Origin of the sequence: Streptomyces sp. NBC_00510, assembly GCA_036013505.1 — a bacterium.
Classification (GTDB): domain Bacteria; phylum Actinomycetota; class Actinomycetes; order Streptomycetales; family Streptomycetaceae; genus Actinacidiphila.
This window is the reverse complement of record CP107851.1, coordinates 333,496-360,327: the sequence shown is the minus strand read 5'-3', so window position 1 is coordinate 360,327 and position 26,832 is coordinate 333,496. Positions and strand designations below refer to the sequence as shown.

The window sequence follows — 26,832 nt, the reverse complement described above, 5'->3', positions numbered from 1 at the left end:
ACGTCGCTCACCAGGAACACCGACCGGCCCACCGGCATGTCCAGGAACGCCATCGGGTCGCTCTCGTCGACGTCGACCGGCGCGTAGACGCTCCAGCCCGCGTCGAAGCGATCCGCTGCCAGTCTCGTGCTGCAGGCTGTCCATCAGCCTCAGCAAGTCCGGACCGACCGTCGTGGTCGTCTGTACAGGCGGCCAGGGAGCGCTCAGGCCGAGCCGGAAGAGATGGGACGTGGCGGCTTCGTCGAGCCGCAGTGCCCGGGCGATCGCCTCGAGCACCTGCCTGGACGGATGCCGCTCCCGGCCTTGTTCCAATCTGATGTAATAGTCCGTGCTCACCCCGGCGAGCAGCGCCACCTCGTCCCGACGGAGGCCGGGCACCCGTCGAGATGCGTCGTCGGGGTACCCCACATCCCGCGGCCTGGTCGTGTCGCGGCGAGCACGCAGATAGTCACCGAATTCGTTGTCGCCGTCCATACGAACCAGACTAGGCAGGAGAGCGGGCGGGTGGATGGGTGTGATAGACCCATGCGGCCCGGCCGTCGTTCATCACTCTGCGTCGCCATCAGGCCAGCCGTCGGTGGAGCGAACAACGCCTCTGACCAGACTCGAGGACGGTTCTCGTAGTCGGCCCATCACGCTGTGTCCTGCCAGGTAGCCGCAGCGCCCCCTCCCGCGTCGGCAACCGCGCTCCTCGCGTCGGTGGCATAACGAGCGGCACCGACTCTATGAATGACCGGATTCACCGAGCCGGTGTCCAGACACGCAGAGGCAGGTCGGAGACCTCAGCAAGGTCGCTCGCACCATCGTCCGGTGTGCCGATGCGTCCCGGGGGAGCGAAGCCCTCCACGCCCACTGCTACGGACAGCGCGATATCGATGGCCATCGTCCGTTCAACCGCGAAACCGCCGTCCACTGCAGCCACATCACCCTTTACCGAATCGGTAAAGACTCGCATTTTCGCAGGTCAGGCACATCACTGGGGCGATCCACGCGACCGGCGCCCGGAGCCCCTGGGCTGGCCATGCCGCGCACCGCTTCGACCCCGGCGGACGCGAGCAGCACCACCGCAGCGCCTCGCATGCCAGCCGACGAGCGTCCGCAGTCGGACAGCCCGAGAGACCGCAGCCGACTGCGGTGAACCGCTGACCGCAGCCGGTTCACCCAGGATTACGCTCGTGCTGCCAGCGACCAGGTCATGGTGCCGTCGGGCGGTCTTGGCTCGTCCCCGAACCACCACGGCATGCACGTCAGGTCTTCCGGGTGCGTATCGGCCGGCGCCTGAACGGTTTTGGCGTTCACCGCGCCGACCTGCCCGGCTTCCCCTCCCCCGAGGTGAAGAGGGTCTGTTGGGGGCCCCTCGGCCCTATGGGAGTCGTTCGTCGAGCAGCCGGGTCCCTCAGCGGTCGTGCAACGTGGCGGCGATCGGTGCTGCGCGACGCAGGCCCCCGGGCCCTCCCGCCTGCCTGCCGCTGCTCTGCTGCGGGGTCTGACGTCGGTCAATGGTCAGCGGCACAGCGCGTCCACAAGTTCAGGGTAAAGCGAGAAGGGTGGCCCATACTGCGTTGCCCCCGGTGCGTGTGGAGCGGGCGACTCCCCATTTGTCTGCGATCTGCCGTACGAGCAGGAGCCCTCGACCGTTCTCGTCCTCGGGGCCAGGGGGGCGCGGGGGCAGGCTGATCTGCCTACGGTCGTGGTCGTGTACCTCGATACGCAGGCGCTGATCCATGTCGAGCACGACGCCGCACAGGATCCGCGTGCTGAGTGCGTGAACGACGGCGTTGGTGGCCAGCTCGGAGAGGATCAGTACGGCGTCGGCGCGCGGCTCGCCAGGCACCCCCCACAGGGTGAGGATTTCGGACATCGCGTGACGGGCGGCCTTGACGCTGATGCGCTCCGCCGGGAGATCCAGCCAGTGGCCCCTGTGTGGGGGGGAGGTGTCCAGGGACCGGGGGGAGGGGGTCGTGTGGGGGGCCACGATAGTCGCCTTCCATGGGAGACGTGCACGGTGAGGGTGATGTGGCGGACTCGCGACCCCCGATCGCCAGGGCACGCCAACTCAGCGAATCCTGGCTCCCGTTGGGCTGCGCCCGCTGCTCGGCCTGGATCGCTCGAGAAGTAACTATGCTCGTAGGCGTGTTCATGCCGCAACCAGCTTCCTGATAACTTCAGGATGCCTCGATCCGTCTGGCGTATGCAGCAAGTCGCTGTCATCATCATGCTGTTGACTGCTCATCAGGAGGTAGGCCGTGAGCGAGGCACGCCCGGGCGCCGGTACCAGCGCACCCACCGTTCTCCGCATGATCTTGGGCAAGCGGCTCCAGGAACTGCGGCGCGGCGCGGGGGTGTCGTTGGAGGACGCCGCCAAGGCCCTGCGTGTGAAGCCCTTGACCATCCGCCGGCTGGAAAAGGCAGAGGTCGGCCTGAAGATCCTCTACGTTGAGAAGCTGCTGGAGACCTACGGGGCCCAACAGGGCGAGATCGACGAGTTCATCGCCATGGCCGAGCGGGCCAACGAACCCGGCTGGTGGCATGCGTACCGCGACGTGCTGCCGTCCTGGTTCACCGCCTATGTGAGCCTGGAGACCGGCGCCAAGACCCTGCGCACGTACGAGCCTCACTACGTCACCGGGCTGCTGCAGACGCACGAATACGCGCGTGCGCTCCTGCGTGCCGGCTTCCCTCACGGCAGTGAGGAAGACCTGGAACGGCGTGTCCATCTGCGGTTGCGCCGGCAGAGCCTGCTGGAACGACCCGACGCACCCACGCTGTGGGTGGTGATGGAGGAGGCCGTCCTGCACCGCGCCGTCGGTGGACCGGAAGTGATGCGCGAGCAGATCGACCGGCTCCTTGCGGCGTCGGATCTGCCCCATGTCAGCCTGGACATCGTGCCGTTTGCCACCGGCGCCCACGTCGGGGCGTGTGCGCCGTTCACCTACTTCCGCTTCGAGGAGCCGGAGCTTCCCGACATCGTCTACAGCGAGATCCTCTCCGCCTCCATGTACCTCGATCAACGCTCCGACGTCGCAGCTCATCTCGAGGCGCACAACCGGATGTCCCTGCTGACGTCCTCCGCGGACAGCAAGGCCCTCCTGAACCGCATGCGCAAGGAGTACTCATGACCATCATCGACGACCGCGTCTACAACGGGATGCCCGCGACGGACCTCGGCGATCAGGGCTGGGAATGCCCCTGGAGCGGTCCCAACGGCGGCCAGTGTGTGGAGACCAAGCAACTCCCCGACGGCCGCGTGGCAGTACGGCAGTCGACGGATCCGGCCGGTCCCGCGCTGATCTACACGCCGGAAGAGATCACCGCGTTCATCGCGGGGGTCAAGAAGGGCCTCGCCGATCATTTGACGGCCGGCTGAACCACGTCACGAGCGGGAAGGACCCGGGCCGTACCCGGCTGCGACCTGCCCGGCACCACAACGCACGCCACGACAAGGGGACAGGATGAGCAACTCCCACGCCGCGCGGGACATCGACACCAGCAGGCCGCATTCCGCCCGCATGTACGACTACTACCTGGGCGGAAAGGACCATTTCGACGTCGACAAGCAGGCCGCGGAGACCGTGGCGTCCGTCTACCCGGGCATCTTCACCTGTGCACGGGAGAACCGGGCGTTCATGCACCGGGCGACCCGGGTCCTCGCGCAGGAGTACGGCATCCGCCAGTGGCTCGACATCGGCACCGGCATCCCCACCGAACCGAACCTGCACCAGGTGGCCCAGGCCGTCGTTCCCGAGGCCAGGGTGGTCTACGCCGACAACGACCCCCTCGTCCTGAAGTACGCCGAACGCCTGATGCGCAGCATGCCGCAGGGCCGCACCACGTACATAGAGGCGGACATCAACGAGCCGGCGGCGCTCCTGGAGGCCCCCGAACTGTCCGAGGTCCTGGACCTGAGCCGGCCCGTGGTCTTGTCCATGAACGCGCTCATGCACTTCGTCACCGACGCCCAGGACCCCTACGGAATCGTGGCGCGCCTGCTGGACGCCCTGCCTTCGGGAAGCGCCCTGGCGCTGAGCCACTGCACACCCGACTTCGACCCGCCCACCTGGGAGAAGGTCACCGCCATCTACACCAATGCCGGAACCCCGGTGCAGTTCCGTTCCCGCAAAGACGTCGCCCGCTTCTTCACCAGACTCGATCTCCTCGACCCCGGCATCACCGTCGGCCACCGCTGGCGACCCGAAGCTGACAACGTTGGCACCGCAGCCAGGGACATCACGGACGCGGAGGTCAGTCTCTGGACGGGAGTCGGCATCAAACCGTAGCCCGGCCCATCCATCCCGGCGCAGACCAGGACCGGGAGACCAACCACCCGGCGGCGCAGCGCCAGGAGTTGTACGGCGAGGTGCTCGCCCAGTGTGTCTTGCTCGCGCTGCGGGACCTTTTTGGCGCAGACGAGTTCGGGGCCCTGGACTCGGTCGCGCTTCAACGGCTTCGTCGACGACTACGCTCCGGCGACCGGCCCGCTGGTCGTGGTCGACCTCAGCCCGGGCGGGCTACCGGCCACCGACCGCGCCGTCGTGGTGGGGTGCCGGATCGTTTCGGAGGACGGTCAGCCGGCCCGCCGAGCCGGCCGGCTGTCCGCTGCGGCCCGGTCAGCGGGTCGCGATGAGTCCCTTCGTCCTCCACCGGGACCCGCGCCACTACGATCGGCCAGCCGCGTTCCTGCCCGGTCGCTGGATCGGTCGGTCCCCGGCCGGCCGCCCACGTACGCTTTCATGTTGTTCGGCGGCGGACCGCGGACCTGCCTGTGCGCTCACTTCGGGACGGTCGCGATGGCCGTCGTCAGGGCGACCGTCGCCGGGCGTCACCGGTTCGGCCGGGCTGCGGGAAGCACACGCTGTTTCGACACCCGTTCCGTCCTGCGGTCCCGGGACCTGATCCTGGACATCGGCCCGGCTCCGGCGCCCGGCTCCGGCGCATGCGACGCAGATGCCGTGGACGGTCGCGCCCACGGCGGGCAGGGCGGTTCGTTCGGTGAAGCAGGGCCAGGGCCAGGCGAAGGGCGCAGATGACGCGGCCCAGGGGGCTGAGGCGGGCACGGCACGCCGGGTCGCGGTCCTCAGGGAGGGGGGGAGTCTGTCTCCGCCGGCCTGGTGGAGTCTTGCATCCGTGACGTGTGGGGGCGGCATCGAGATGCTGCGCGAGTGGCTGCATACGGCGTCGGCGGTGCTGTGCCCGCCGCCGCTGGAGCCGCTGTGCGACGAGGTGCTGGAGATCGTCGGCCCGGGCGACCGGGACGACGACATCGCGCTGCTGGCCGTCCGCTCGACGGCATCGCGAGGCATGATGTCGCCCACTGATTCCTGGAACTGCGGGCGCAGCCGGCCGGCCAGGCCCGGCGCCTGGTGCGCCAGGCGCTCAGCCGCTGGAACCTGGAGCCGCTGGAACCTGGAGCCGCTGGCCGAGGCGACCGAGCTGCAGGTCAGCGAGGTGGTCACCAATGCGGTGCGGTACGCGGAGCGGCCGATCACGCTGCGGCTGCTCCATACCGACGTGCTGCGCTGCGAGGTGGGCGACGACGCCCCGACGCTGCCGCGGATGCGCCACGCGCAGCCCGTACGCCGTTGTAGACGCCCGCGACAACACCTCGACCCAGCCCGGCAACGAGGTCGAACGCAAAGTTGCGGGGCTTGGACACTCATCCCTCAGCGTCATCAGAGCTGTCAGAGCGATCCCCAGACCACGGCTCCGCGCTGAGTGCCATCGGCAAGCGCCTCGAGACGCGCCCCGATACAGCCCATGCGTTGCGTGCGCGAGTCGGAGCAATAGTCAAGAGTTGTGGGTCAGCTGACTTCAGCTCTTGCTCGAGTGGTCCAGGCCGGTCCTGGCAGTGTTGCGGATCCGCTTGGTGCGGCCGGACTCGGCGAGGACCTCGATGGCCTCGGCGTTCGTCCCGGCGGCGGTCTTGAGCTGGAGCCAGTTGGACGACGCAAGCAGGTCGTCCGCCTGCCAGGGCAGCTTGAGCGTGACGGCGCGGAAGAGTGACCACTCCCGCAGGCGCTGAGCCAGGAACGGGTGGTCGATCGTCGCCCCGGTCATCGCCTGTGCCCACTCCTCATAGGCAGGACCGGGGTGGAGGTCGACGGCGCGGCGGTCCAGGTGCCGCAGCACGGCGGACTGGGCCATCGTCTGGTCCGGATCGCTGAGCACGCCGCTGACCAGGTCGACCTCGTCCGCATCGGCGACGTGCTGCAGCTCGTCGAGGTAGGCCACGAAACGGACGTGTTCGTCCGGATTATGCAGGATGTCGCGGACGGTCATGCGGCCTGTTCCTCTCGCTCGACCAGGACTCCGCTCGAACCGTGCGCCGGCGCGGACCAGGGGCACCAGGTGGGCGCCGCTGATCGCGCGCCATCTCGCCTGGGCGGACTCGGCCAGCTTGAACACCATCGCGAGCGCGGCCGCCGGGCTGCCCGCGCCTCGGGTGACCTTGGTTCGGAGCTTGACAGTGGAGAAAGTCGACTATCTCCTGCATCGCCTTCGTCGCCCCGGGCTGTGCTGACTTGGGCAGGCAGTTGGTGACATTGCGCGTTTTGTGAACCCAGCACCTCTGCGGCCGGGCGGTCGGGAAGACCTCGGCGAGCGCCCGCCAAATGCCCATCGCGCCGTCGCCGACCACCAGCTCGGGGTCGCGCATGCCCCTGCGGCGGCAGTCGCGCAGCAGGTCGGCCCACGACTCGGTGGACTCCCGCAGGCCCTCGGCCAGGGCGATCAAACTCCTTCGTGCCATCGAGACGGACGCCGATCAGGACCAGGACGCACGAGTGGGCCTGGCCGAGGCGAACCTTGGGGTGCACGCCGTCGGCCCAAACGTAGACGAAGTCACGGTCGGACAGGTCCCGGTCCTGGAAGGCGGCGTGGTCGTCGCTCCACTGCTTGGTCAGCCGGGTGACGGGGGCCAGGGACAGGCCGGCGGTACCGCCGAGGATCTGCTCCAGCACGGGGACAAAATCCCCGGAGGACAGTCCGTGCAGGTAGAGCAGTGGTAGCACCTCGGAGACCTTCGGCGACTTGCGGCACCACGGCGCGAGGATCTTCGAGGAGAACCGCTTGCGCTCGCCCGTAGCGTCGTCGACGCGGCGGTCGTTCACCCGCGGGGCCCTGACCTCGACGGGACCTGCGGCGGTGACCACGGTTCGGGGCCGGTGGCCGTTGCGGACCACCAGGCGGTGCCCGCGCTCGTCAGTCTCGGCAACCAACTCGGCTATGTACTGGTTGACCTCTGCCTCCAGCGCGGCAGCCAGCATCCGGCGAGCGCCCTCGCGCACGATCTCATCGATCAGGGAACCGGACTGGGTAGAGCCGTCTTCGGTGACTACGCTGAGCACGGGCGTGCCTTCCCGACCCGCGCTGCAACGCGGGCCTACTCGGAGACCTTACGGATCATTCGGGAAGGTACGCCCTCTGCATGCCCCCCGGAACCGAAACGATCCACAAGTTCTGAGCATTGCTCGCGATATCCCACCGAGATCATCAGTAGTACCGCCCGGATTCGGCTCGGCAGGTTGTGGCGAACGTCGCTTCCAGCGCCATGCGTGCGCCTGCCAGATGACCCGCCCCGAGTGGAGTGCCCCCTTGCGCTGGGACGGCCGCGAACTGGCCCTGGAACTTGCCGATCGCCTTGCGGGAGGGGTGCGGGTGAGTACGGCGTCGACAGTTTTTGACTCTACGGTCCACATCTGCTCTACTGCATGTACGAAGTGCACGGGTTTCCCCCGAAAGCTATCGATATCTCTTTGTTTCGCACACAAAAAGCCAGGCCCGCAGTGACCCGGTCATTCGTGCATCAACCTCTCGTCCTGAACTGAGACTGCATGTCTCCTGCTCTGGAAGGTATTGATCATGACAACACGTGAGATTGTGGAGAAGTTCTTCGGGCTGCTGGCCACCGGGGACCCGGATGCAGTCACTGAGGTATTCGCGGAAGAAATCGACTGGTACGTTCCCGGATCTTCTTCGCTGCCCTGGACGGGGCATCGTCACAGGGGAAGCGACGTGGCGGACTATATGCGAACCCTCGTGGCAAACATCGTTCCTGAGAAGAACGTCGACCAGGTGGAAGCACTTCTCGTCGACGGCGACCATGCGGTCATGCTGGGCCGGTTCACGCGCGTCGCCAAGGGCACGGGGCGCATCTACGAGATGCCCATAGCCATGCACTTTCAGGTAGCCGGTGACAAGATCGTCAAGATGTATCTTTACGAGGACACGCTTAAGGTGTCCGAGGCCTACGCGAACTGACGAGGTCGAAGGGGAGTTGTCCACACCTGCTTTTCACCGCGCTTAGGGGGCGTAAAATGGGGGGGAATTCCACGCAATGGAACGCACCCACACCGGCCTCATCCCCTCCGACAAGACTGGCTGGACGACTCCGACCGATATAAGTGACCGTTGAGGACCGGCACGTCCCTTATGTCGCTAGATTGTCCGTCCATGGACGGTATGGCGAATCTGGGTATGCGCCGCCTAACTATCCGCATGGCCTGAGTCCGGATTCGGCAGCACCTGCGGAAGATTGGTCTTTAGCCCAAGAGCACTGGGGCGCGGCGCCAAAGCGTGACCCACAAGGCCGCCCCGACGCCTCTCGGAAAACCGAGGCGGTCGCATACGTCGACAGTGGCACTCCACCGAGTTCCCGCCGAAGACAGCTGCATCATGGCCTCTTGGAATCGGACCTCCCGGTCCAGCCGACGATCGTTCGGGAGTACTTGTCCACGGCGAACGCGATGTGGATGGTTCAGCGACCCACCGCTCGCTCGGACGGGACACGGCGTCGAGGCAGTTCAGGGTCCTCTCATGGCCGTCGTTGTGGATGGTGGTGCGCATGCACCAACCGCGGCGAGTGGCGTCCAGACCGAGGTCGCGCATCAGCCGCGCGACCGTGGCGGGCTACCGGTATGCCGGCACGTTCAGATGCCGCCAGACCTTGCGGACCCGGTAGACGCCGAATTTGCCGGCGTGCATGCGGCTGATCTGCGCTATGAGTTCGGCGCTATGAGTTCGACGACCAGGACCGACTGTCTGCAGAAAGCGGACCTTGTCAGGGCGGGGTCCCGATCATGTGCGGCCCCACAGGTGTGCGCATGGGGATGGACGGTCGGTCCCCAGCGATGCTCTTTCAGGGCGAGGGCACGGGGTGCGTTCGTGTCCGGAGACCCAGTCTGGTAGCAGGGCTCAGGGACGACCTCATCCGGTCTCCTGGCGTCCGCCGGGCAGCTGGTTCAGCGCGGCTCGGCCGATCTGCAGAAGCGCCGAGGCGTCCATGTTGGTCTTCGCGAGAAATTCAATGCCCTGCAGGGCTGCCAGGAGTAGCCGGCCCAGCTCTTGCGGGTCAGCGCTCGCGTCGACCGCCCCCTCTTTTTGCGCCTCCTTCACGCAGGCGACCAGGAGGTCTTCAACGCGTTGGTACGTTGCCCGAGCCAGGGCGGCGACGTCGGATTCTTGCCCATGAAGCTCAGAGGTGCTGTTGACCATGAAACAGCCTCGGCGTTGCGCATCGGCTGCGTAGCCGTTGGCCACGCCTTCGAAGAGTCGAGTGAGGCATTCCATGGCAGTGCCAGGACCGGTGAGTGTCTGCTCAACGTCACGCAGTTGCTCGCTGCAGTAAGTGTTCAACAGGTTCAGGAAGAGTTGACGTTTGTCCCCGAACGCTCCGTACAGGCTGCCCTTGCCCAGGCCTGTGGCGGCGACCAAGTCCTCGAGCGTTGTGGCAGCGTAGCCGCGGTTCCAAAATTGCTCACGTGCCGAATCCAGGACCTGGGTCTCATCGAAGCTTCTAGGGCGTGCCATATCGTCACCCTATCAGTTCTTGACTCTTTGTTCCATATCTTCACTTTGAGTGGCTGTCTCGTCGCATGCTGCCTCCGTCCAAGTCTCTCGCGGAGACCTTGCGGGTCGCGACGCGTCGCCGCACCCCCCCCGGCCCACACCCCGCGTGGGAGCGCCCGCAACGGCTCCACGTGCCACAGCTTTATAGGCCGTCTTCTATCGCGGGCTGTTTGCCGTTGCCATATCCTGAAACGGGGGCAGAATTTCTGCCCGCACAGTTCCGCGACGGGTTTGTAAACCATCGACGCCAGGTGCGCTTATGACTGGTCATCAGCAAGATCCAGCGTCTTACCATGCAGGCGAGTTGGCCGCTCAGACCCGGGCCGGGGTCCGTCTGGAGGCCAACCGTATCCGGCCGATGATCGGGCGCGCTCTTCCCTTGGGAGCATCGGATTTTCTGGCGCGTCAAAGGATGCTCATCATTGGTGGATCGGATCAGTCGGGACGGGTGTGGGCTTCCGCCCTCTACGGTGAGCCAGGATTCATCCGTGTTCGGGATCCATATACACTCGAAATAGCTGCCGTACCCGTGGATGTTGATCCGCTTGCCGAAGCACTTCGCACTGGCACTCGACTGGGGACACTGTCCATCGATTTCGCCAGACGGCGCAGGCTGCGTGTCAACGGCCGTGTGACACCACTTCCCGACGGCCTGCTGCTTTCTGTCGACCAGGCATACGGCAACTGCCCCCAGTACATTCAAAGCCGGACAGCGGAATCCGCGCCAAGGGCCGGCGATCGACTCGCGTCGAGAAGTACCGCCCTCGGCGGTCCGCAACAGAACATGATTGCTACGGCCGACACGTTCTTCGTCGCGTCACTCTCGACCGATGGCGATGCCGATGTGTCTCATCGAGGAGGGAACCCAGGATTCGTCCGGGTGGTCACATCGAACCAGCTCATCTGGCCCGACTATCACGGCAACAACATGCTGATGACTCTCGGCAACATCGTGGAGAACCCGGCCGCCGGACTCTTGTTCGTCGATTGGCAGTCCGCCACGTCGCTCCAACTGACAGGCGCAGCGCGAATAAACTGGGATCCCCAGGACGACGAGGCGTTCCCTGAAGCAAATAGAGTTGTGGAGTTCGAAAGCAACCAGGTAGTTCAGATAGAGCATCATTACGACGGTCTGACATGGTCTGCGCCTGGCTTCTCGCGTTTCAATCCTCCGGTTTGAAGGTGTGCGTGCGCATGGGAGCGCCAGATTCTGGCCGTGCCCGCAAGATCTCTCGTTCCACCCGCTTAAGCGTCTTTCCGTAGACTTTGAAGCTACTTGGCGCCGGTGAATGAAAGATCAATCCAAACCGTCTTTCCTCGGCCGTGGGGGGATGTGCCCCAGGCGGAGGAGAGATTTTCTACTATGCCGAGTCCCCGGCCGTGTTCCGCGACAGAGTTCTCTTCCTCGCTCTCGATGAATGATGTGGGAACAGGGGGCCTTGCGTTCGTATCTTGAACTTCTATGTGAATCCGATCTGGGTAGCCTCGCAATCGCAGTTCCACGTCACTGTCCGCATGAATCAGGCCGTTTGTTATGACTTCAGAGACGATCACCTCGGCGTCGCCGACGATGTCGGATCGATCTCGGTCGAGGAGATAGTTCCTTACGAATTTCCGGGCTGACTTGACGCTCCGGATGTCACGCTTTCGGATCGACATGCGGGCCACCCTGCTGAATTCTCCGTGACTGTCTCCCCCCTCATACAGTGCAAGCAGGAGAGCGAGGTCATCAATATTCCGTCTGCCGTTCGTGACATGTGAGACCATGAGGTCTGTCAACGCGTGCAGTGAGTGATGATCAGCGGTTCCCGCGGCCTCGAGGAGAGTGCGGGCGTCGGAGACGGGATCTACGTCGAAGAGAATGCCGTCCGTGTACAGCATCAAAAGGGTGCCCGGACGTATGGTGACCTCAGTGCTGCTGTAGGCGTAACCGGACGTTACGGCGAGCGGGATGTTGGCACGTGTTGGGGGGACCACGACTCCTGCATCGGGACACCGGAGGACTGGAGGGGGATGGCCGGCGAGTGCGATCTCGCAGACGTCGCTTTCGGGGTCGACGCGCACAAAGCAGCACGTGGCGTACAGATCCGTATCCAGTTCGGCCAGCAGGTCACTGGCGCGCGCCAGTACGTCAGTGGGCCGGTGCCCTTCGGCAGCGTAGGCACGGCAACCGCTACGCAACTGTCCCATGATTGCGGCGCTGTTGACGTTGTGTCCTTCTACGTCCCCGACGATCAGGCCGACCTGGCTCCCGGGCATGGGGACCACGTCGTACCAGTCACCGCCCAGGCCGGTGCCGGCCGACTCAGCGGGTAGGTAGCGCGCGGCTAGCGTGACCTCCGGAAAATCTGGGAGGGTGCGCGGCAGGAGTTTCTGCTGAAGGACATCTGCAAGGGCGTGCTTACGTTCGTGAAGGTGGGCCCGTTCGACAGCCGTGGCGAGCTGAGCCGCCATCATCATGAGGACGGCCTGCTCCTCTGCTTCGATGCGGCGTGGAGTTCCGAAGGCGAGGAGAATGAACCCTTTCAGACCGCCACTGGCGTTGAAGGGCACAATGGCGGCCGCTGCCGAATCACTCATGAGAGCGCAGGAGTATTGCGCGAGTGTTTTAGTATCAGGAATAAAGATGGGTGCCCTCGTCCGCAGAGTGTCGGAGCCCGTGAAAGCATCTTCGATGCTGGAGTCATGTATCTCGCGTGCCGCGGCCGCGGCCTCATGGCGACCGACGATTTGGACCCTCCCCTCCTGAACTATCGCCACCAGAAATGCGTGGGCGCGGAACGGAACCATGATGCGGTCGCGGGTTGCTCGCATCACATCGTCCAGCTGGAATGCTTCATTGAAGGCGGCTGAAAGTTTGTGTACTTGGTACATCATCGAGAGCGCAGAAGACCCGGGCGCGTCATTGAGTCCCCAGGGATTCTCGGTGGCGTCGTGACGCGGCGGTGGGTTGGAGAGCACCGGAATGATGATGGGAGTTTGCATGAACGATGCGCCCAGGTCTGCAGGCTGGCAGTCGACCAGCTCTGAACTCAGCCGTCGGCCTAGTTCTTCCATCCGCTCGAGCACCCACAGTCGATCGCTGGGAAAGGCTGGCGCCCACTGGCCGGTGAGTACTCCGTACGTCTCCCCGGCATCTGTCAGTGGTACAGAGACGACATAATGCGGGTAAGGCATGAGAGGCGGAGAGTCCCTGTCACTGTATTCGGAAGAGCAGGGATCGGGGCGAGACACGACACGTGCCGTGCGATACGCGACGGCAGGTGAGCTGTCACTGTCGTAGGAAACCCACTCGGGCACGGTGAAGACGCTGGGAGGTGCTCCTCCCACCACTGCCGAGAAGAGCTGGGAGCGTTTTGACTGCGCGAGGTAGACGACCCCATGGAAAGCGCCGAGTTCATTCACCAGGTACTGGAAGGCCTCAACCAGTAGCAGGCTCCTGCCGGTGGGGCCTCCGGATGCCGCCGCATTGGGGCGGCTGTCACCGAACCGCTGCATGCTGCCAGATTTCCACACTTGGTGAGACGCTGCGTCCGCTGCGGGTGATCTCGTGTCGCGGATCGGCCAGGCCGAAGACGAAGGCGCCGTCCGCGCCACCGCGGACGCGATGCCCTCGGCGGCCTGACCTGGGCACTTCACCACCGCGCGGCGATGGGGGCTGCCCTCCTTCCCAGTGGCCCGTCCTCAAAGTCGGGTCTAGCGTTTGAAGGGAACACAACCTGGAGCGTTGTTCCCGCTCCGTCCACCGTCAAAGGGGACGAACCCTGCCGTTCCTTCGACGTTGTGTTGTCACGTCGAACTGCCGCTTGACTCCCTTCACAGACTCGGGTGCTTCCTCGGAGGGCCAGATGCTCCCTACCCATCACCGCACCGCAACAGTCGACGGCCAGCAGGTCTTCTATCGCGAGGCGGGTCCCGCCGATGCGCCGGTCGTCCTGCTCCTGCACGGCTTTCCGAGCAGCTCCCACATGTTCCGTCATCTCATCCCTGCGCTTGCCGACAACTACCATGTGATAGCCCCGGATCACATCGGCTACGGCCAGTCCTCCATGCCAAGGGTCGACGATTTCGAGTACACCTTCGACAACCTCACGACGGTCACCGGCGGACTACTCGACAGTCTGGGAATCAGCCGTTTCTCGATTTACGTCCACGACTACGGCGCTCCCATCGGGTGGCGGCTGGCGCTCAATCCCGCGTACGACGTCACCGCGATCATCTCGCAGAGCGGCAACGCCTACATGGAAGGGTTCGCCAAGCCCTTCTGGGACGACCTGTTCGCCTACGCCACGGCCCCCGGAGCAGACACCGAGCCTGGCGCACGAGCCAAGTTCAGTGCCGAGACGACCCGTTGGCAGTACGAGAACGGCGCTTCGGACAAGAGCCTCGTCAGCCCGGACAACTGGTTGCACGACCAGACTCTGCTGGACCGGCCCGGCAACGACGAGGTCCAGCTTGCGCTCTTCCGGAACTACCCGACCAACATCGACGGCTACCCCCAGCTGCAGGAATACTTCCGCACCAGCCAGGTGCCGCTGCTTGCGGTCTGGGGCGAACGAGACGAGATCTTCGGGCCGGACGGTGCACGGGCGTTCACCCGCGATCTGCCGGACGCCGAAGTCCACCTGCTGCCGGCCGGGCACTTCGCCCTGGAGACGCACCTGGACACCATCAGCGGCTACATCCACGGATTCCTCGGCCGCGTCCTCAGCTGAGGTGCAGCCGGATCAGGTCCCCGCGTGGGAGGGCGGTGCGGTGGTCGCGACCCTGCTCGCAGTCAACATCGGAATGCCTCAGGACGTCCCCTGGCACGGCAAGACCGTCTACACGGGGGTCTACAAGCAGACCGTATCCGGACCCCGGATGGTGAGGAGACTCAACATCGATGGGGACGGCCAGGGCGACTTGGGTGGCCACGGTGGGGAGCAGCGGGCAGTACTGGTCTACCAGATGGACTCCTACCGGTTCTGGGCCGGGCGGTTGGGGCGGGATGATCTGAAGCCGGGCAGTTTCGGTGAGAACTTCACGGTGGACGGGCTCCCGGACAGTGAGGTGTGCATCGGCGACCGGTACCGCATCGGTGATGCGCTGTTCGAGGTCACCCAGCCGCGGGTGACGTGCTACTGGGTGGGTCTGCGCATGGGAGAGCCTCAGACGGCGGCCTTGCTGGTTTCCCACCACCGGCCGGGGTTCTATCTGCGGGTCCTCGAGGAAGGTGAGGTGGAGGCTGGTCAGGAGATCGTCAAGGTTTCCACCGGCCCGGAAGCCATGACCGTCGAGGACATCGACGCGGTTCTCTACCTCCCGGGGCACACACGCACTCAAGTAGAACGGGCCCTGCGTGTCCCGGCCCTGAGCCCAGGTTGGCAGGCATCGATGCGCACCCTCCTGGAACAGGCCGATGGAGACAAGGCCGTATCCTCGGGTGGCGCCGGCCTCACGGCCGCGGCCGGCGCTCCGCCCCCTGCATGGACCGGCTTCCGTTCCCTGACGGTCACGGGCATCCAGCCCGAAAGCCAGAGCGTGTTCTCCGTGTCCCTGGCTTCCGCCGATGGTGCCGCGCTGCCGCCCAATCTGCCGGGGCAGTTCCTCACCGTGAAGGTACGGATCGAAGGTGATGCCTCGCCGTTGATCCGGAGCTACTCCCTGTCCGGTGAACCCGCATGGCGCGGCAAGTAAACATCTGCGGACTCACCTCAGGCCCGGTGACATCCTCGACGTCGCCGCACCTCGCGGTACGTTCTGCCTGTCCGATGGTGAGACCCCTGTGGTGCTGCTGTCGGCCGGGGTGGGAGTGACTCCGGTGCTCGCCATGCTGCATTCTCTGGTTCGCAGCCGCTCGGGCCGCCAGGTGTGGTGGCTGCACGCAGCCCGGAACGGTACTGAGCACCCCTTCGCCATGGAGGTCCGTGAGCTCCTTGCGGAGCTGGGAGACGCCCGGTCGATCGTCTATTACAGCAAGCCGGGCGTTGCGGACCGCGAGGGCGGCGACTACACGCAGGCCGGCCGGCTCTCGGCTGATCGGATTCTCGGTCTGGGTCTCCCGGCAGATGCCGATGCCTACATCTGCGGACCGGTGCCGTTCATGGACAGCATGAGCGCCGTTCTTGTCGAAGCCGGCCTGGACGCGTCCCGCGTGCACACCGAGATATTCAGCGGCGGTCCGTCTCTCACTCCGGCGATCAAAGACGCATCGGGCACTCGCGCTCCTCACCTGCCTCCCGGAACGCCGGGCGCCGGCCCTTCTGTGTCGTTCGCCCGCAGTGGCTTGACGGTCCCCTTCAACGACGAGCAGGACTCGCTGCTGGAACTGGCCGAGGCGTGTGACGTCCCGGTTCAGTGGTCGTGTCGCACCGGTGTCTGCCACACCTGCGAGCTTGCCTTGATGTCCGGTTCAGTTGACTACGCGCCCGATCCGGTCGAACCGCCGGCGGACGGCGACATCCTCATCTGCTGCTCCAAGCCCGCCCAGGACATCGTCCTGGATCTTTAGCCTCTGCATCATTCGGGTGCCGCGGCCTGCGCTACCCCGGGGGCTGCCACGACCTCGAGGTCGCTGGGGGACAGCGCGTGTCCGTCAGAGCAGGAGAGCGCCACGTGCACAGGAGCGTCGCAATGCCTGTGCCGCAGGCGAACCGGTCCACCGTCGGCCGTGGCGTGGCGGTCTCCCCATTCCATCAGCGCGAAGTAGGCGGTCATGAGGTCCTCGCCCGGCCCGGTCAGCTCGTAGCGGTCGCGTGTCCGCTGTCCCGCCGTCTGGTAGGGGGTACGCCGTAGTAGCCCGACCTCGACGAGCTCCTTCAGGCGCTTGGCCGCTGCGGGTTCACTCAGCGGGGTGTGACGGACGAAGTCGTTGAAGTAGGTGGTGCCGTAGAAGGCCTCGCGCAGTACGAACAGATTCGACGGCGTCCCGAGTACGTCCAGGGCCCGGGCAGCCGAGCAGCGGTGGTCACTCCAGCTGTCCCGGTCGGTCAGCGATCCAGTAAGTGCGGACATCACAGGCATCCCGTCTATCGAAGCACCAGACTTATGCTAGCTTAAGCCAGCCCTGACTTACGCACTGCTAAGTCAGCCTGTGATTTCCATCTGGAGGCCTGAGCATGTCGTCGTTCGCGCTGGAGACCACGCTCGACCACGAGGAGGTGGCGGTCCGGCAGGGCCGCCGCACCAGCCTGCCGATCATCATCGCCATCCACTCCACCCGCCTCGGGCCCGCCGTCGGTGGCATGCGGGTCGCCCGGTACGCCTCCCCTGTCGAGGCCCTGGTGGACTGCCTGCGCCTGAGCCGGGGGATGACGTACAAGGCAGCCGCCGTCCGCAACGGCACAGGCGGCGGCAAGAGCGTCGTCCCGTTGCTGCCCGGAGGTCCGCAGCATCTGGACGGCAGCTTGCGCGAAGCCCTGCTGCTCGACGTAGCCGAACTGGTGCACGACCTCGGTGGCGCCTACTTCGTCGCTCCCGACGTCGGCACCAGCTCTGCCGACATCCAGCTGATGCGACGCAGAACCCCCTACGTCGGCGGCTACACCTCCATGGAGGACGGTCTGGGTACCACCACCTTCGGCACCGCGGCCGGCGTCGAGCACGCGATGAACGCGGCGGCCGAGCACCTGTGGGGAGTCCCGCAACTTCAAGGGCGCGAGGTGGTGGTGATCGGATTCGGCGGGGTGGGGCACGAACTCACCAAACGCCTGATTGCACAAGGCGCCCGAGTGCGAGCCACCGACACGGACCCCGAGCGCCGCCGGGTCGTCGAGGAGACCGGAGCGCAGTGGGTCGACCTCGAAGGCGCTTACACCCTGGAGACCGACATCCTGGCGCCATGCGCCCTGGGCGGCGTGCTGACCTCCCAGCTCGTCGGATCCCTGCGCTGCCGTGCGGTCGTCGGCTCGGCCAACAACCAACTGGCACACGATGGCGTCGCAGAGGAGCTGACAAAGGCGGGAATCACCTGGGCCCCGGACTTCGTGGCCAATGCGGGCGGAGTCATGTACGCGTCCGGCCTGGAACTCCACCAACTCACCCCGGCGCAGTCCCTGGATCGGCTCGCATCCATTGGTACCACCACCGCACAAGTCCTCCGAGAGAGTGCGAACGACGCGACAACCCCCCTAGCTGTCGCCAACCGCATCGCGGAGGCTGCCCTGGCCGCCGCGGGCAGCCCGCGCTGATCGAAGGGTCAAGGCAACCGGTACGCGATAGGCCGTTGCCGTAGGAACCTCCCCTGGCAACCGATTTCCGGGCGGCCACGATCGCCCGCCCGGCAGGCCACCGGGCGGGTACTCGCGGCAATCGGGTGGTGCAGTCCGCCGGCCCCGCCGTGCCGTCGCACTCGAAGAGAGCGAGTGCGCATGGATCGGCCGGCCGTGAGCCGCGCTGGCCGGGACATGCGTCACACCGCAGCCGGCCCCTTCGCGGCTGTCGCAGGGGACCCCATGTGCCGCCCCTGTATGGGTCCAGCGCTTGCGGCCGGCAGTCCACTCAAGTTATTTTAGTTACTAAATTTAATTGATAGGCTCAGTCCGCGGTCGAGTCCCCCCACCTCGGCCGATCATGTCGAGGGGATCAAAGGAGCAGTCCTGATGACCACGTTGAAGATCATTGTCGCCAGCACCCGCCCGGGGCGCGTGGGCCTGCCGATCGGGCAGTGGACCCATGAGCAGGCGGTTGCTCACGGTGGCTTCACCAAGGTCGAACTGCTCGACCTGGCCGAGGTGAACCTTCCGTTCATGAACGAGCCCAACCACCCGCGGGCGCAGCAGTACGTCCACCAGCACACCCGTGACTGGAGCGCGACGATCGCCGAGGCCGATGCCCTCGTCTTCGTCATGCCGGAGTACAACCACGGCTACAACGCAGAGCTGAAGAACGCCATCGACTACCTGTTCAACGAGTGGAACCACAAGGCGGTGGGCCTGGTCAGCTATGGCGCGGTGGCCGGCGGCACCCGTGCCGTCCAGCAGATCAAGCAGGTCGTCACCGCGGTAAAGATGACGCCGATCGTCGAATCCGTCGTGGCTCCCTTCGGCTTCAACCTCATCGACGCGGAGGGTAGGGTTGCGGCCGATGAAGCTATGACAGGTGCAGCCAAGGCCATGTTCGACGAGATCGTCCGGGTGGATGCCGCACTGCGTCCGCTGCGTGAGGGCGCTGCGGCCTAGCAATCGGAGCGATCGTGAACGAAGTACATCGGGTCTGCTCGCGCTATCACGCGGGGATCGAACTGATCGGTGCCCGCTGGACGGGTGCGATCGTGCGTGCTTTGTTCACGGGTCAGGCCCGCTTCGTGCAGATCAAGGCAGCGGTGCCCGGCCTGAGTGACGCCATGCTCACTCAGCGATTGCGCACCTTGGAAGAGGAGGGCATCGTCGAGCGTCGGGTTGTTCCCTCTTCGCCGGTGCAGGTCGAATACCACCTCACCGCCAAGGGACAAGACCTTGAACAAGTCGTCGACGCCGTGATGCGTTGGTCCCACCGCTGGATCCCCGCCCCTTCGTCAACCACTTCGGAAGCAGGGCCGGCGGGGGCCGAAGGCGCACAAGCCCCCTGATGCCGCGTGGAGCGTGTCCGGAGACACGCTCCACGCGGCCAGGCGAGTGTATGGGCATGATCCGCGGGCGGCACCCCGGCCCCTCGTTCACGCCGGCATTCTGGGGCCGCAGGTGCGTGGAGGTTTCCCGGTGCGCGCGAACCGGGCATCCGCCAGGTGTTCTGTGTGCCGCTGCGACCCCGGCCAGGCCACGCGAGGCGCTCGTGATCCTCGGCGGGACTCTGCCACCCATAGCTGCCTGGCTCACGTCCGAGTAACGCCGGGACGACCCGAGCCGACGAGATTCCGCAAGACTGATCACGACGAGGCCGGCGCGCGATCACAACTTCGGCACTTGTCCGGTGGCCCGGCACACATCAAAGTCACTGACCACATGGTTCACCACTCAGTTTCTACCGCATGGTCCATAAGAGGCCGCGGACCCATCACACGCGAGGTCGGTGTGGGGGCGGTGCCAGCGTTCGGGGTGGCGCTGCCAGCCGACGGTGCCGGCTGGCGGCGTCGGCGCCGACTTCCGCGGGCTGCATCAGCGTGACTTCAGGTCTCCCGGCTCCGCATCCGACGGATGACGACCACCCCGACCACGGATGCCCGCGCGCCATAGAGAACAGTCCAGCGACCGCAGCGCTGGCGGCGGCGAGGGAGGGTGGTGGTGCGGCCGATGCACTGCGGCTGTCCGTGGTGGTCGCATCCGCCGAGCAGCAGCGTTCGCGGAGCCGGCGATGGCGCCGACGATCGCTTCGTGGTCTCGCGGAACCGGCACTTCAACTAGCCCCCACCCGCGGGCCGGTAGGGATCATCCAGCCGCTCTGGGTGCCGGTGAGGGGTGGGGGTGGTAGGGCCGCGGACGGCGCCGCATGTGGCACACCCCGGATGACGCGGCGTTCAACCCGTCACGGTCGCTTTCGCCGGTGCATCGCCATCATCAGGCTTCCGCCGAGTGTCGCCGTGCCTACGGCCGCGCCTGCCAGCAACCATGTGGGGCGCCGACCGGTCGCGGCTAGAGATGGGGCCGTCTGGGATGTGGTGGCACGTGCAGCCGTTTCGATCAGGTCGGTGACGGCTTCGGGGTGTGAGACAGGCGCGACGTGGGAGGAACTCACCTCCACGGACACTGCATGCGCACGGTTGGCCATCCATCGCTGCACCGCGGCAGGGATGTTCTTGTCGTTGGCGGTGATCAGGTCGAACGCCGGGACGGTCCTCCAGGCGGCGCCGGTGGCCTTGTCGTCCAGTGCCCTGGCGTCCACCGGGCGCTGGGTGACTGCCATGATCGACGACTTTGACAACGGTACGTCGGCGGCAAACTGCTGCGGGAACAGGTCTTCCTTGACGTACACGTCCATGCCTGTACCGCCACCCATCAGCGGGTAGGGCACCTGCTTCAGCGTTTGGGCCAGGGTGCTGCCGGGGAACTTGCCCACCAGTTCAGCCGAGCTTTCTCCCTTTTGCGGGAGGAAACCGGCCACAGCCACGAGAGCCTTGACGGCGGGGTTCCCCAGGGCGGCCTCGTTGGTGACCGCGCTGCCGTACGAGTGGCCGACGAGCACAATCGGTCCCTTGATGCTGCGCAGCACACTCGCGGTGTAGGAAGAGTCGTACGGCAGACCCCGTAGGGGGTTCGCGGGGACGACCACGGGATATCCGGCATCGCGCAGACGCCGGGCCACCTCGTCCCATGAAGACGAGTCCAAGTTGGTTCCGTGCACGAGAACCACAGTTGGTTTGGAGTGGGCTCCACCCGAAGCCGCGGGCACACCGCCGGCGAGAGCTGGAACGGCCCATGCAGGGCCGACCGCGGTGAGCACCGCCAGCATGCCAGCACCACGTTTGATTCCCGCGCCGAGACGAGCGTGCGAGCGCATTTGGTGCCCTTTCCGTTGTCCTGAGGTCTCATCGTCGGGGGACCGAGGACGTGGTGGTACCGGAGCGGGGCGAGCGGGTGACGCGGAGCCACTCCAGCGGACGCCGGTGTAGCACGCCGTTGCAGCGGAAAACCGGCATGACCTGGCTGACGCTTCAGCCGTTTGGCGGGGCCGCGGCCATGGCCTGTGCATCCCTGGCTAGGCGCGGGTTGCAACGGGCGACACCGCGGACCTCTGCGCGGGTGAGACGCAACATCAATTGTGCGTCCGCGAGTACCGTTGTCGTCAGGGCGTGCAGGGCGGGACCGGCTACATGCTGTCGCGCACCGATTCACCCCAGGCCACTCCGTCGGTGTGCGTACTGGCGAAATCCGGGTCTTCGTAGATGTGGACCCTCTTGATGAGGTCGCCTTCGAATTCGAATACGTTACAGAACAGTCCGTAGGAGGAGACGCCGTCAGGGAAGGCCACACCCGATGTCGTCGTCCCCTTCACCGAACCTTCAACCACCACATAGTTTCCAGACGACAACACGGTGAAACCGGGGATGTCGTGCTCAATCGCCGAAATTCCCCTCCCGAGACCCTGTGCAAATGCCCCGATCTGATCCTTCCCGGTTGCGAAGCCGAACTTCGGGAAGAACATCCGGGCGTTGTCCACGAAAAGATCCAACACGGCGGGATCGGCAGCATCCACCAATCGGAAGTAGTTGACGGCTGCCTCTTCGCGCGCCCTCTGGAGATCGCTAGTACCGTTCATCTTTTCCTCCTGGTGCGTTGCATCCTTGCGCAGGCGCGTTATGCGGCCCGGCGTGATGGCGACTGTGTCGACGAGTACCGCGGTAGCCGAGTGCTCGGGCCCGCGGGAGCGGGATGAAGGCGAGCCGATCGCGCCTCATGTTGCCTATCTGCCGCGAAGCGAAAGGCTCCCATTCCTTACCAAGCGGTCCATAACGTAACAAAAATGGACCAACCTGTCAAAAACCCGATGTCGCGACTCCCGGCCGTACCTACCCTTCGGGGTCGGCGATCGGGGCCGCGGCGGGGCTGCCTACCGCCGCCCCTGGTGTAACCTACACTGTTACAACTGCGGGTGGTGGGGCGGACCAGGAGTTCGCCGCTGGGACGCCCGCCTTTTCTCAGGTCACACCGGTGTGACCGTTGTCCGCTTCCGCCTCTGCGAAGCACGGGCTCCGCGCCTTGGCGCGGCACGGATCAACAGGGCCCAGGGCCCTCCCAGGAGAGCAAGCATGAGCAACCCTTCCAGCGTGGCTTCGCCCATTCAGGAGCCGGCATCGATACAGGACTTGGTCGAAGGCGGGCCTTCCCCGCGGGGTGGCTGGTCTGCCGTCGTCTCCGTCGCGCTGATGTCCTTCGTCCTGGTGCTGTCGGAGTTCCTGCCGATCGGGCTGCTGCCCGTGATCTCCTCCAGCCTGAGTGTGTCCATCGGCACGGTCGGTCTGGTGGTGGTCGTGCCCGGTCTGACGGCCGCGGTGACGGCTCCCTTGGTCACCATGGCATCCGGACGGCTGGACCGGCGCAGGGTCCTGATCGCCCTCGCCCTGTTCATCGCCGCCTCCAACGCCCTGGCAGCCGTGGCCCCGAACATGGCCGTGATGGCGGCGGCCCGGGTGCTGCTCGGCGTCGGCGTCGGCGGATTCTGGGCCATGGGCGCCGGTGTCGCCGCCCGACTGGTGCCCGCCGAGGCCCTCCACCGGGCCACGTCACTGATCACCGCCGGAATCTCGGCCGGCACCGTGGTCAGCTTGCCGCTCGGCGCACTGGTGGGTCACCTTGCCGGGTGGCGGACCGCATTCGTCGTTGCAGCCGGTGCCGCTCTCCTCGCCCTGGCAACCCTGACGGTGCGGCTGCCCGCCCTGCCGCCCACCGGGGCAATCCGCCTGACCACGCTCACCTCCGCTCTGCGCAATCCCGCAGCCCGGATCGCCCTGCTGGCCACCGTGCTGATCTTTTTCGGGCACTTCGCCGCCTACACCTACGTGACCCCGTACCTGGAGGAGAAGGCGCACTTCGGGTCCTCCGCTGTGACGTCGGTCCTGCTGGCCTATGGTTTGGCGGGGCTGGTCGGCAACTTCGCCGCCGGAGCGATCATCGGCCGCCGTCTGCGTGCGGTGTACGTCGCCGCGACCGTTCTGGTCGCAGTCGCTGCCGCCCTCCTCAACGTCGCAGCAGGCACGGCACCCGCGGTGGTCGCGCTCGTCATGGTCTGGGGCGCGGCATTCGGTGCAGTACCGCTGGCGTTGCAGACGTGGATCCTGCGCGCTACTCCCGACGCGCCCGAAAGCGGCATGGCGCTCCTGGTCAGCGCGTGCCAAATCGCCCTGGCCGCAGGGTCGTTCATCGGCGGCATCGTCGTCGACGGTTACGGCACATGGGCCGGCTTCGCCGTTGGCGGCACGCTCGCACTGCTGAGCACAGCCACCCAGATCCGCCCCCGCCTGCCGCTCGGCTGACCTGGACCGTGGCAGTGTGGGGGCGTAGTGGCACCCGCCCCTTCCCCGCATCCGCTCCAGACGGCTCGTCGCCTCCCTCCTGCGGACCCCACCTCGCTTCAAGGCCGCCCGCAGACGGGAGGCGCCCTACCACGCAGGGTCGGCGATGAGCGTGAGGCCGAGACCGTCGTAGCGGCGCAGATCATCTGGCGTCCACGCCCCCTACGCTGCAACAGGGCCTCGTCGCGGCGATGTAACCTTAATTGTTTCGTAGGGAGCGGGGTAGGCAAGCGGCCCCGCCAGCCGGGAGGAGGTCAAGGATGAGCGCGAACAGCAGAATGACGATCGCAACCCATGTGCTGACCTGGATGTCTCTGGACCGGAAGAACAATGAGGTCGCCACCTCGGAGCGCATCGCGGGGAGCGTCAACACCAACCCTGTAGTGATCCGCCGATGCCTAGGCGACCTCCGCAAGGCGGGATTGGTGGGGTCAAAAAGGGGCGCAGGGGCCGGCTGGATCTTGAAGCGGGAACCCGAAGAGATCACGCTGCTCGAGGTCTACCTCGCCGTGGAGGGCGAGGGCCCGTTCGCCATGCATCACACGCCGCCGAACGCCGACTGCCCTGTCGGCTTCGGAATCCAGCCAACCCTGCAGCAGGTGTACAGCAGCCTGGAGCAGCAGATGCAGCAACAGTTGGCTCGCACCACGATCGCTGACATGCTGCAAGGTGTCCTCGCTCAGCGGGAACCGAGCGCCTACTCCCTCTGAACCTCGAACTCAGACGGCCCCCGGTCCGCATGGGCGCCAACCTTCGCGTGTGAACAGGAAGCACTGGGGCGCTGCCGGAGCATCGCGAGGCCGCGTTCTTCATCACGCTGAACATGCTGAGAGTCGGCTCCTCGCGAGCCGCAGTTGTATGGTCCAGCCGCTCCAAGCGGACCACGGCCGCCGCGACCGTATGCCGGAGGCTCGGACAACTGCGATCAGGGAACGCCGCCGGACACCGTCCACCGCGCACCGCTCGACACCGTTCGGGACCCTCCGGGATCGCCGAAAGCTTCGCCCCTCCGCTCGACCGAGCCAGAGCCGTCCACGAGCAGTTACTTGACCATGCAGTCCATAACTGATCCAATGGCATCCTGCGACCTCGCGGCACGCGACTGAACCGAGCAACTACGGACCCTGCCCGTCGGTCAAGCGTCCGCCCGGGGCGACCCAAACGAAAGCGCGCCACCCATGATGAGTGCCCGCGAGCTGCTGCTCGCCTACACAGCCAACATCGCAGATCCGGAGATCGCCTCGTCCCTTTTCGCAAAGGACGGCGTCCTGGAGCTTCCCTACCTGGAGTCGCTTGGCATCCCGACCGGAGGGACTGGCCCCGAGGCCATTCGCGAGTTCATCACCGCACTGCTGCAGGTCGTCCCGGACTTCGGCTTCGACACGGTGGACATCATCATCGAAACCGAAGACCAGGTCTTCGGAGAGTGGTCGGTGGAGCGGACCACGGTCACGGGCCGCCCCTTCAGCCAGACCTACGCCGGACGACTGGTGGCTGAGAACGGGAAGATCACGCTCCTTCGCGAGTCGTTGGACGTGATCCGGGCTGCGCGCGCGATGCTGCCGAACGGAGTTGCCGACATCCCCGCGTGACGCGTCCCTGAGCTTTGTGCGGTGGGGTCGCCCGCCGTTCAGCCCTGCTGACACTGTTTGCGCACGCCGCACCGGCGATGTGCCAGGACCACCTCAGTCCGCCTTGTGTCGAGCCTGCACCCCGAAGCGTGGCCGGGGCGATCACCTTGCCATCTACTCTCAGGCTGCCCGGAAAACTGACTAAAGACCCTCCGTCGACACGGTGCCAGCTTCAGGCGGTCCCGAATCACCTCAAAGGAAACTAAGATACTCCCCCCACGACGAACATGACCGGGCTATTCGCAGGTGACCTCTACCCTGCGGAGAGCCTCTATCTGCCATTTCTTCCTTGAAAGAGGGAAGCAGCCCTCCTGTGTGAATCACCCTTCGATTCGTGGCATGATCAAGAACGGTTGCTCTCCTCGACCGGGAGGGCACGTCAGTTGCTGAACATCGGTCAGCGCCAGAGATCGATTCGAGGGTAAGAAGCCAAGCCAATGATACGATTCCGCCGTAATCGCGCGGCAGGCCATTTCAGCGACCTCAGCCCCTATCCTCCCGTGCCGGACGGTGCCGGCATTCTGCGATGCAAGGTTCTGGACCCTCTGGGCGGGCCGCTCCGTGGCGCCACCGTCACCGTCAGGGAACAGCGACGCGAATGGCAATTCACCGGCACAAGCGATGCGTTCGGCCTGTTCATCGCGGCGGTACCGCCCGGCGAGTACACGCTGCAAGTCGCCGCGGAAGCCCTCGAGACGGCCCGCAGGAGGGTTCTGATAGCGGCAGGAGTACCAAACCCGCTCGAGGAAGTGCAGTTGCTGTCATCGCCGACCAAGGAGCTGCCAGCCCCCGGCAGGTGGGTCTTCGACCCGCCGCATACAGCTATACGCTTCATTGCCCAGCATGTCGGCATGGCCAGCGTGCACGGCCGCTTCACTTCGTTCGAGGGTGGCATCCAAATATCTGACGCCATTCAGAACTCTCGGGTTGAGGTGACCATCGAAGCAGCCAGCATCACCACGGGAAACCGCACCCGTGACAATCACCTGCGCTCCCCTGATTTTCTGGACGTCCAGGCTTATCCTTACATCCACTTCGCCAGTGAGCGCTTCGTGCACCGCAACGGCAACAAGTGGACGCTGCAGGGTTCTTTGACCATGCACGGCACCACCCGCTCAGTCGGCCTCGACACGACCTACCTGGGCGCAGTCAACGGCGGATACGGAACGGAGCTGCGCTGCGCCGCCTTGGCAACCGCCGAGCTGCACAGGGAGGACTTCACGCTGAATTGGCGATCGATGCTCGCACGTGGCATCGCGATCGTCGGCCCGCGCATCAAATTGGAGATCGACGTGCAGGCCATGTACGACGTTCCCAACATTCCCACCCCACCCGAGTAGTTCCGTGGTGGCGTGCCGACGCGATGGTGTGCGGTGCCGCCGCGTGGAGAGCCAGAACGACGCGAAGGCCGGAGTGGGCGAGGCCGGCAGG

The 26,832-nt window shown here is 65.7% G+C and carries 20 protein-coding genes and 4 pseudogenes; 15 read left to right on the top strand and 9 right to left on the bottom strand.

Annotated elements, in window-relative coordinates; translation table 11 throughout:
* Positions 1 to 129: 129 nt before the first annotated feature.
* Both OG937_01695 and OG937_01690 read right to left on the bottom strand, forming a co-directional pair.
* Positions 130 to 474: pseudogene (locus tag OG937_01695) on the bottom strand (helix-turn-helix domain-containing protein).
* 1,054 nt (positions 475 to 1,528) lie between these two features.
* Positions 1,529 to 1,975, bottom strand: coding sequence for an ATP-binding protein (locus OG937_01690; GenBank protein WUD70503.1), 447 nt, complete (start codon positions 1,973 to 1,975; stop codon positions 1,529 to 1,531).
* Positions 1,976 to 2,246: 271 nt separating this feature from the next.
* On the opposite strand from OG937_01690, the gene OG937_01685 reads away from it, so the two are divergent.
* The 4 genes and pseudogenes from OG937_01685 to OG937_01670 all read left to right on the top strand — a co-directional run bounded on the left by OG937_01685 (position 2,247) and on the right by OG937_01670 (position 5,712).
* Positions 2,247 to 3,119 (top strand): helix-turn-helix transcriptional regulator, encoded by an 873-nt coding sequence (locus OG937_01685; GenBank protein WUD70502.1) that lies wholly within the window; start codon positions 2,247 to 2,249, stop codon positions 3,117 to 3,119.
* Entirely contained in the window at positions 3,116 to 3,367 is a 252-nt protein-coding gene (locus OG937_01680; protein ID WUD70501.1) for a DUF397 domain-containing protein, read from the top strand. Before OG937_01685 ends, OG937_01680 begins: the two co-directional genes overlap by 4 nt.
* An 85-nt stretch (positions 3,368 to 3,452) precedes the next feature.
* Positions 3,453 to 4,277 (top strand): SAM-dependent methyltransferase, encoded by an 825-nt coding sequence (locus OG937_01675; protein ID WUD70500.1) that lies wholly within the window; start codon positions 3,453 to 3,455, stop codon positions 4,275 to 4,277.
* Positions 4,278 to 5,093: 816 nt separating this feature from the next.
* Positions 5,094 to 5,712: pseudogene (locus tag OG937_01670) on the top strand (serine/threonine-protein phosphatase).
* Positions 5,713 to 5,808: 96 nt separating this feature from the next.
* Here OG937_01670 and OG937_01665 read toward each other — a convergent pair.
* The gene (locus tag OG937_01665; GenBank protein WUD70499.1) at positions 5,809 to 6,276 is read right to left on the bottom strand and encodes a hypothetical protein; all 468 of its coding nucleotides are present in this window, start codon (positions 6,274 to 6,276) and stop codon (positions 5,809 to 5,811) included.
* Positions 6,273 to 7,343: pseudogene (locus tag OG937_01660) on the bottom strand (IS256 family transposase). Before OG937_01660 ends, OG937_01665 begins: the two are co-directional and overlap by 4 nt.
* Before the next feature lie 514 nt (positions 7,344 to 7,857).
* Here OG937_01660 and OG937_01655 point away from each other — a divergent pair.
* Positions 7,858 to 8,256, top strand: coding sequence for a nuclear transport factor 2 family protein (locus tag OG937_01655; GenBank protein ID WUD70498.1), 399 nt, complete (start codon positions 7,858 to 7,860; stop codon positions 8,254 to 8,256).
* 945 nt (positions 8,257 to 9,201) lie between these two features.
* Here the strand turns inward: OG937_01655 and OG937_01650 are convergent.
* On the bottom strand, positions 9,202 to 9,804 hold the full coding sequence (locus OG937_01650; protein WUD70497.1) for a TetR/AcrR family transcriptional regulator: 603 nt from the start codon (positions 9,802 to 9,804) through the stop codon (positions 9,202 to 9,204).
* A gap of 343 nt (positions 9,805 to 10,147) precedes the next feature.
* Here OG937_01650 and OG937_01645 point away from each other — a divergent pair, with 343 nt between their 5' ends.
* Entirely contained in the window at positions 10,148 to 11,023 is an 876-nt protein-coding gene (locus OG937_01645; protein WUD70496.1) for a pyridoxamine 5'-phosphate oxidase family protein, read from the top strand.
* 92 nt (positions 11,024 to 11,115) lie between these two features.
* Here OG937_01645 and OG937_01640 read toward each other — a convergent pair whose 3' ends face one another.
* Positions 11,116 to 13,341, bottom strand: coding sequence for a SpoIIE family protein phosphatase (locus OG937_01640; protein WUD70495.1), 2,226 nt, complete (start codon positions 13,339 to 13,341; stop codon positions 11,116 to 11,118).
* 350 nt (positions 13,342 to 13,691) lie between these two features.
* On the opposite strand from OG937_01640, the gene OG937_01635 reads away from it, so the two are divergent.
* Both OG937_01635 and OG937_01630 read left to right on the top strand, forming a co-directional pair.
* The gene (locus OG937_01635; protein ID WUD70494.1) at positions 13,692 to 14,558 is read left to right on the top strand and encodes an alpha/beta fold hydrolase; all 867 of its coding nucleotides are present in this window, start codon (positions 13,692 to 13,694) and stop codon (positions 14,556 to 14,558) included.
* 73 nt (positions 14,559 to 14,631) lie between these two features.
* Positions 14,632 to 16,336 (top strand): annotated as a pseudogene (locus OG937_01630) (MOSC and FAD-binding oxidoreductase domain-containing protein).
* Positions 16,337 to 16,344: 8 nt separating this feature from the next.
* Here the strand turns inward: OG937_01630 and OG937_01625 are convergent.
* The gene (locus OG937_01625; GenBank protein WUD70493.1) at positions 16,345 to 16,839 is read right to left on the bottom strand and encodes a helix-turn-helix transcriptional regulator; all 495 of its coding nucleotides are present in this window, start codon (positions 16,837 to 16,839) and stop codon (positions 16,345 to 16,347) included.
* Positions 16,840 to 16,943: 104 nt separating this feature from the next.
* On the opposite strand from OG937_01625, the gene OG937_01620 reads away from it, so the two are divergent.
* The 3 genes from OG937_01620 to OG937_01610 all read left to right on the top strand — a co-directional run bounded on the left by OG937_01620 (position 16,944) and on the right by OG937_01610 (position 19,393).
* The gene (locus tag OG937_01620; protein ID WUD70492.1) at positions 16,944 to 18,014 is read left to right on the top strand and encodes a hypothetical protein; all 1,071 of its coding nucleotides are present in this window, start codon (positions 16,944 to 16,946) and stop codon (positions 18,012 to 18,014) included.
* Between the two features lie 411 nt (positions 18,015 to 18,425).
* Entirely contained in the window at positions 18,426 to 19,004 is a 579-nt protein-coding gene (locus OG937_01615; protein ID WUD70491.1) for an NAD(P)H-dependent oxidoreductase, read from the top strand.
* Between the two features lie 14 nt (positions 19,005 to 19,018).
* Positions 19,019 to 19,393 carry a helix-turn-helix transcriptional regulator gene (locus OG937_01610; protein ID WUD70490.1) on the top strand — a complete coding sequence of 125 codons (375 nt, stop codon included), beginning with the start codon at positions 19,019 to 19,021 and terminating at the stop codon, positions 19,391 to 19,393.
* An 893-nt stretch (positions 19,394 to 20,286) separates the two neighbouring features.
* Here OG937_01610 and OG937_01605 read toward each other — a convergent pair.
* Both OG937_01605 and OG937_01600 read right to left on the bottom strand, forming a co-directional pair.
* The gene (locus tag OG937_01605; protein ID WUD70489.1) at positions 20,287 to 21,210 is read right to left on the bottom strand and encodes an alpha/beta hydrolase; all 924 of its coding nucleotides are present in this window, start codon (positions 21,208 to 21,210) and stop codon (positions 20,287 to 20,289) included.
* Positions 21,211 to 21,567: 357 nt separating this feature from the next.
* Positions 21,568 to 22,017 (bottom strand): nuclear transport factor 2 family protein, encoded by a 450-nt coding sequence (locus OG937_01600; GenBank protein ID WUD70488.1) that lies wholly within the window; start codon positions 22,015 to 22,017, stop codon positions 21,568 to 21,570.
* Between the two features lie 394 nt (positions 22,018 to 22,411).
* On the opposite strand from OG937_01600, the gene OG937_01595 reads away from it, so the two are divergent.
* The 4 genes from OG937_01595 (at position 22,412) to OG937_01580 (ending at position 26,741) form a co-directional block, all read left to right on the top strand.
* Entirely contained in the window at positions 22,412 to 23,731 is a 1,320-nt protein-coding gene (locus tag OG937_01595) for an MFS transporter (GenBank protein ID WUD70487.1), read from the top strand.
* 299 nt (positions 23,732 to 24,030) lie between these two features.
* Complete coding sequence (locus OG937_01590; protein WUD70486.1) at positions 24,031 to 24,480, top strand: Rrf2 family transcriptional regulator; 450 nt, start codon at positions 24,031 to 24,033, stop codon at positions 24,478 to 24,480.
* 468 nt (positions 24,481 to 24,948) lie between these two features.
* The gene (locus OG937_01585; protein ID WUD70485.1) at positions 24,949 to 25,362 is read left to right on the top strand and encodes a nuclear transport factor 2 family protein; all 414 of its coding nucleotides are present in this window, start codon (positions 24,949 to 24,951) and stop codon (positions 25,360 to 25,362) included.
* A 476-nt stretch (positions 25,363 to 25,838) separates the two neighbouring features.
* Complete coding sequence (locus OG937_01580; GenBank protein ID WUD70484.1) at positions 25,839 to 26,741, top strand: YceI family protein; 903 nt, start codon at positions 25,839 to 25,841, stop codon at positions 26,739 to 26,741.
* Positions 26,742 to 26,832: the final 91 nt, after the last annotated feature.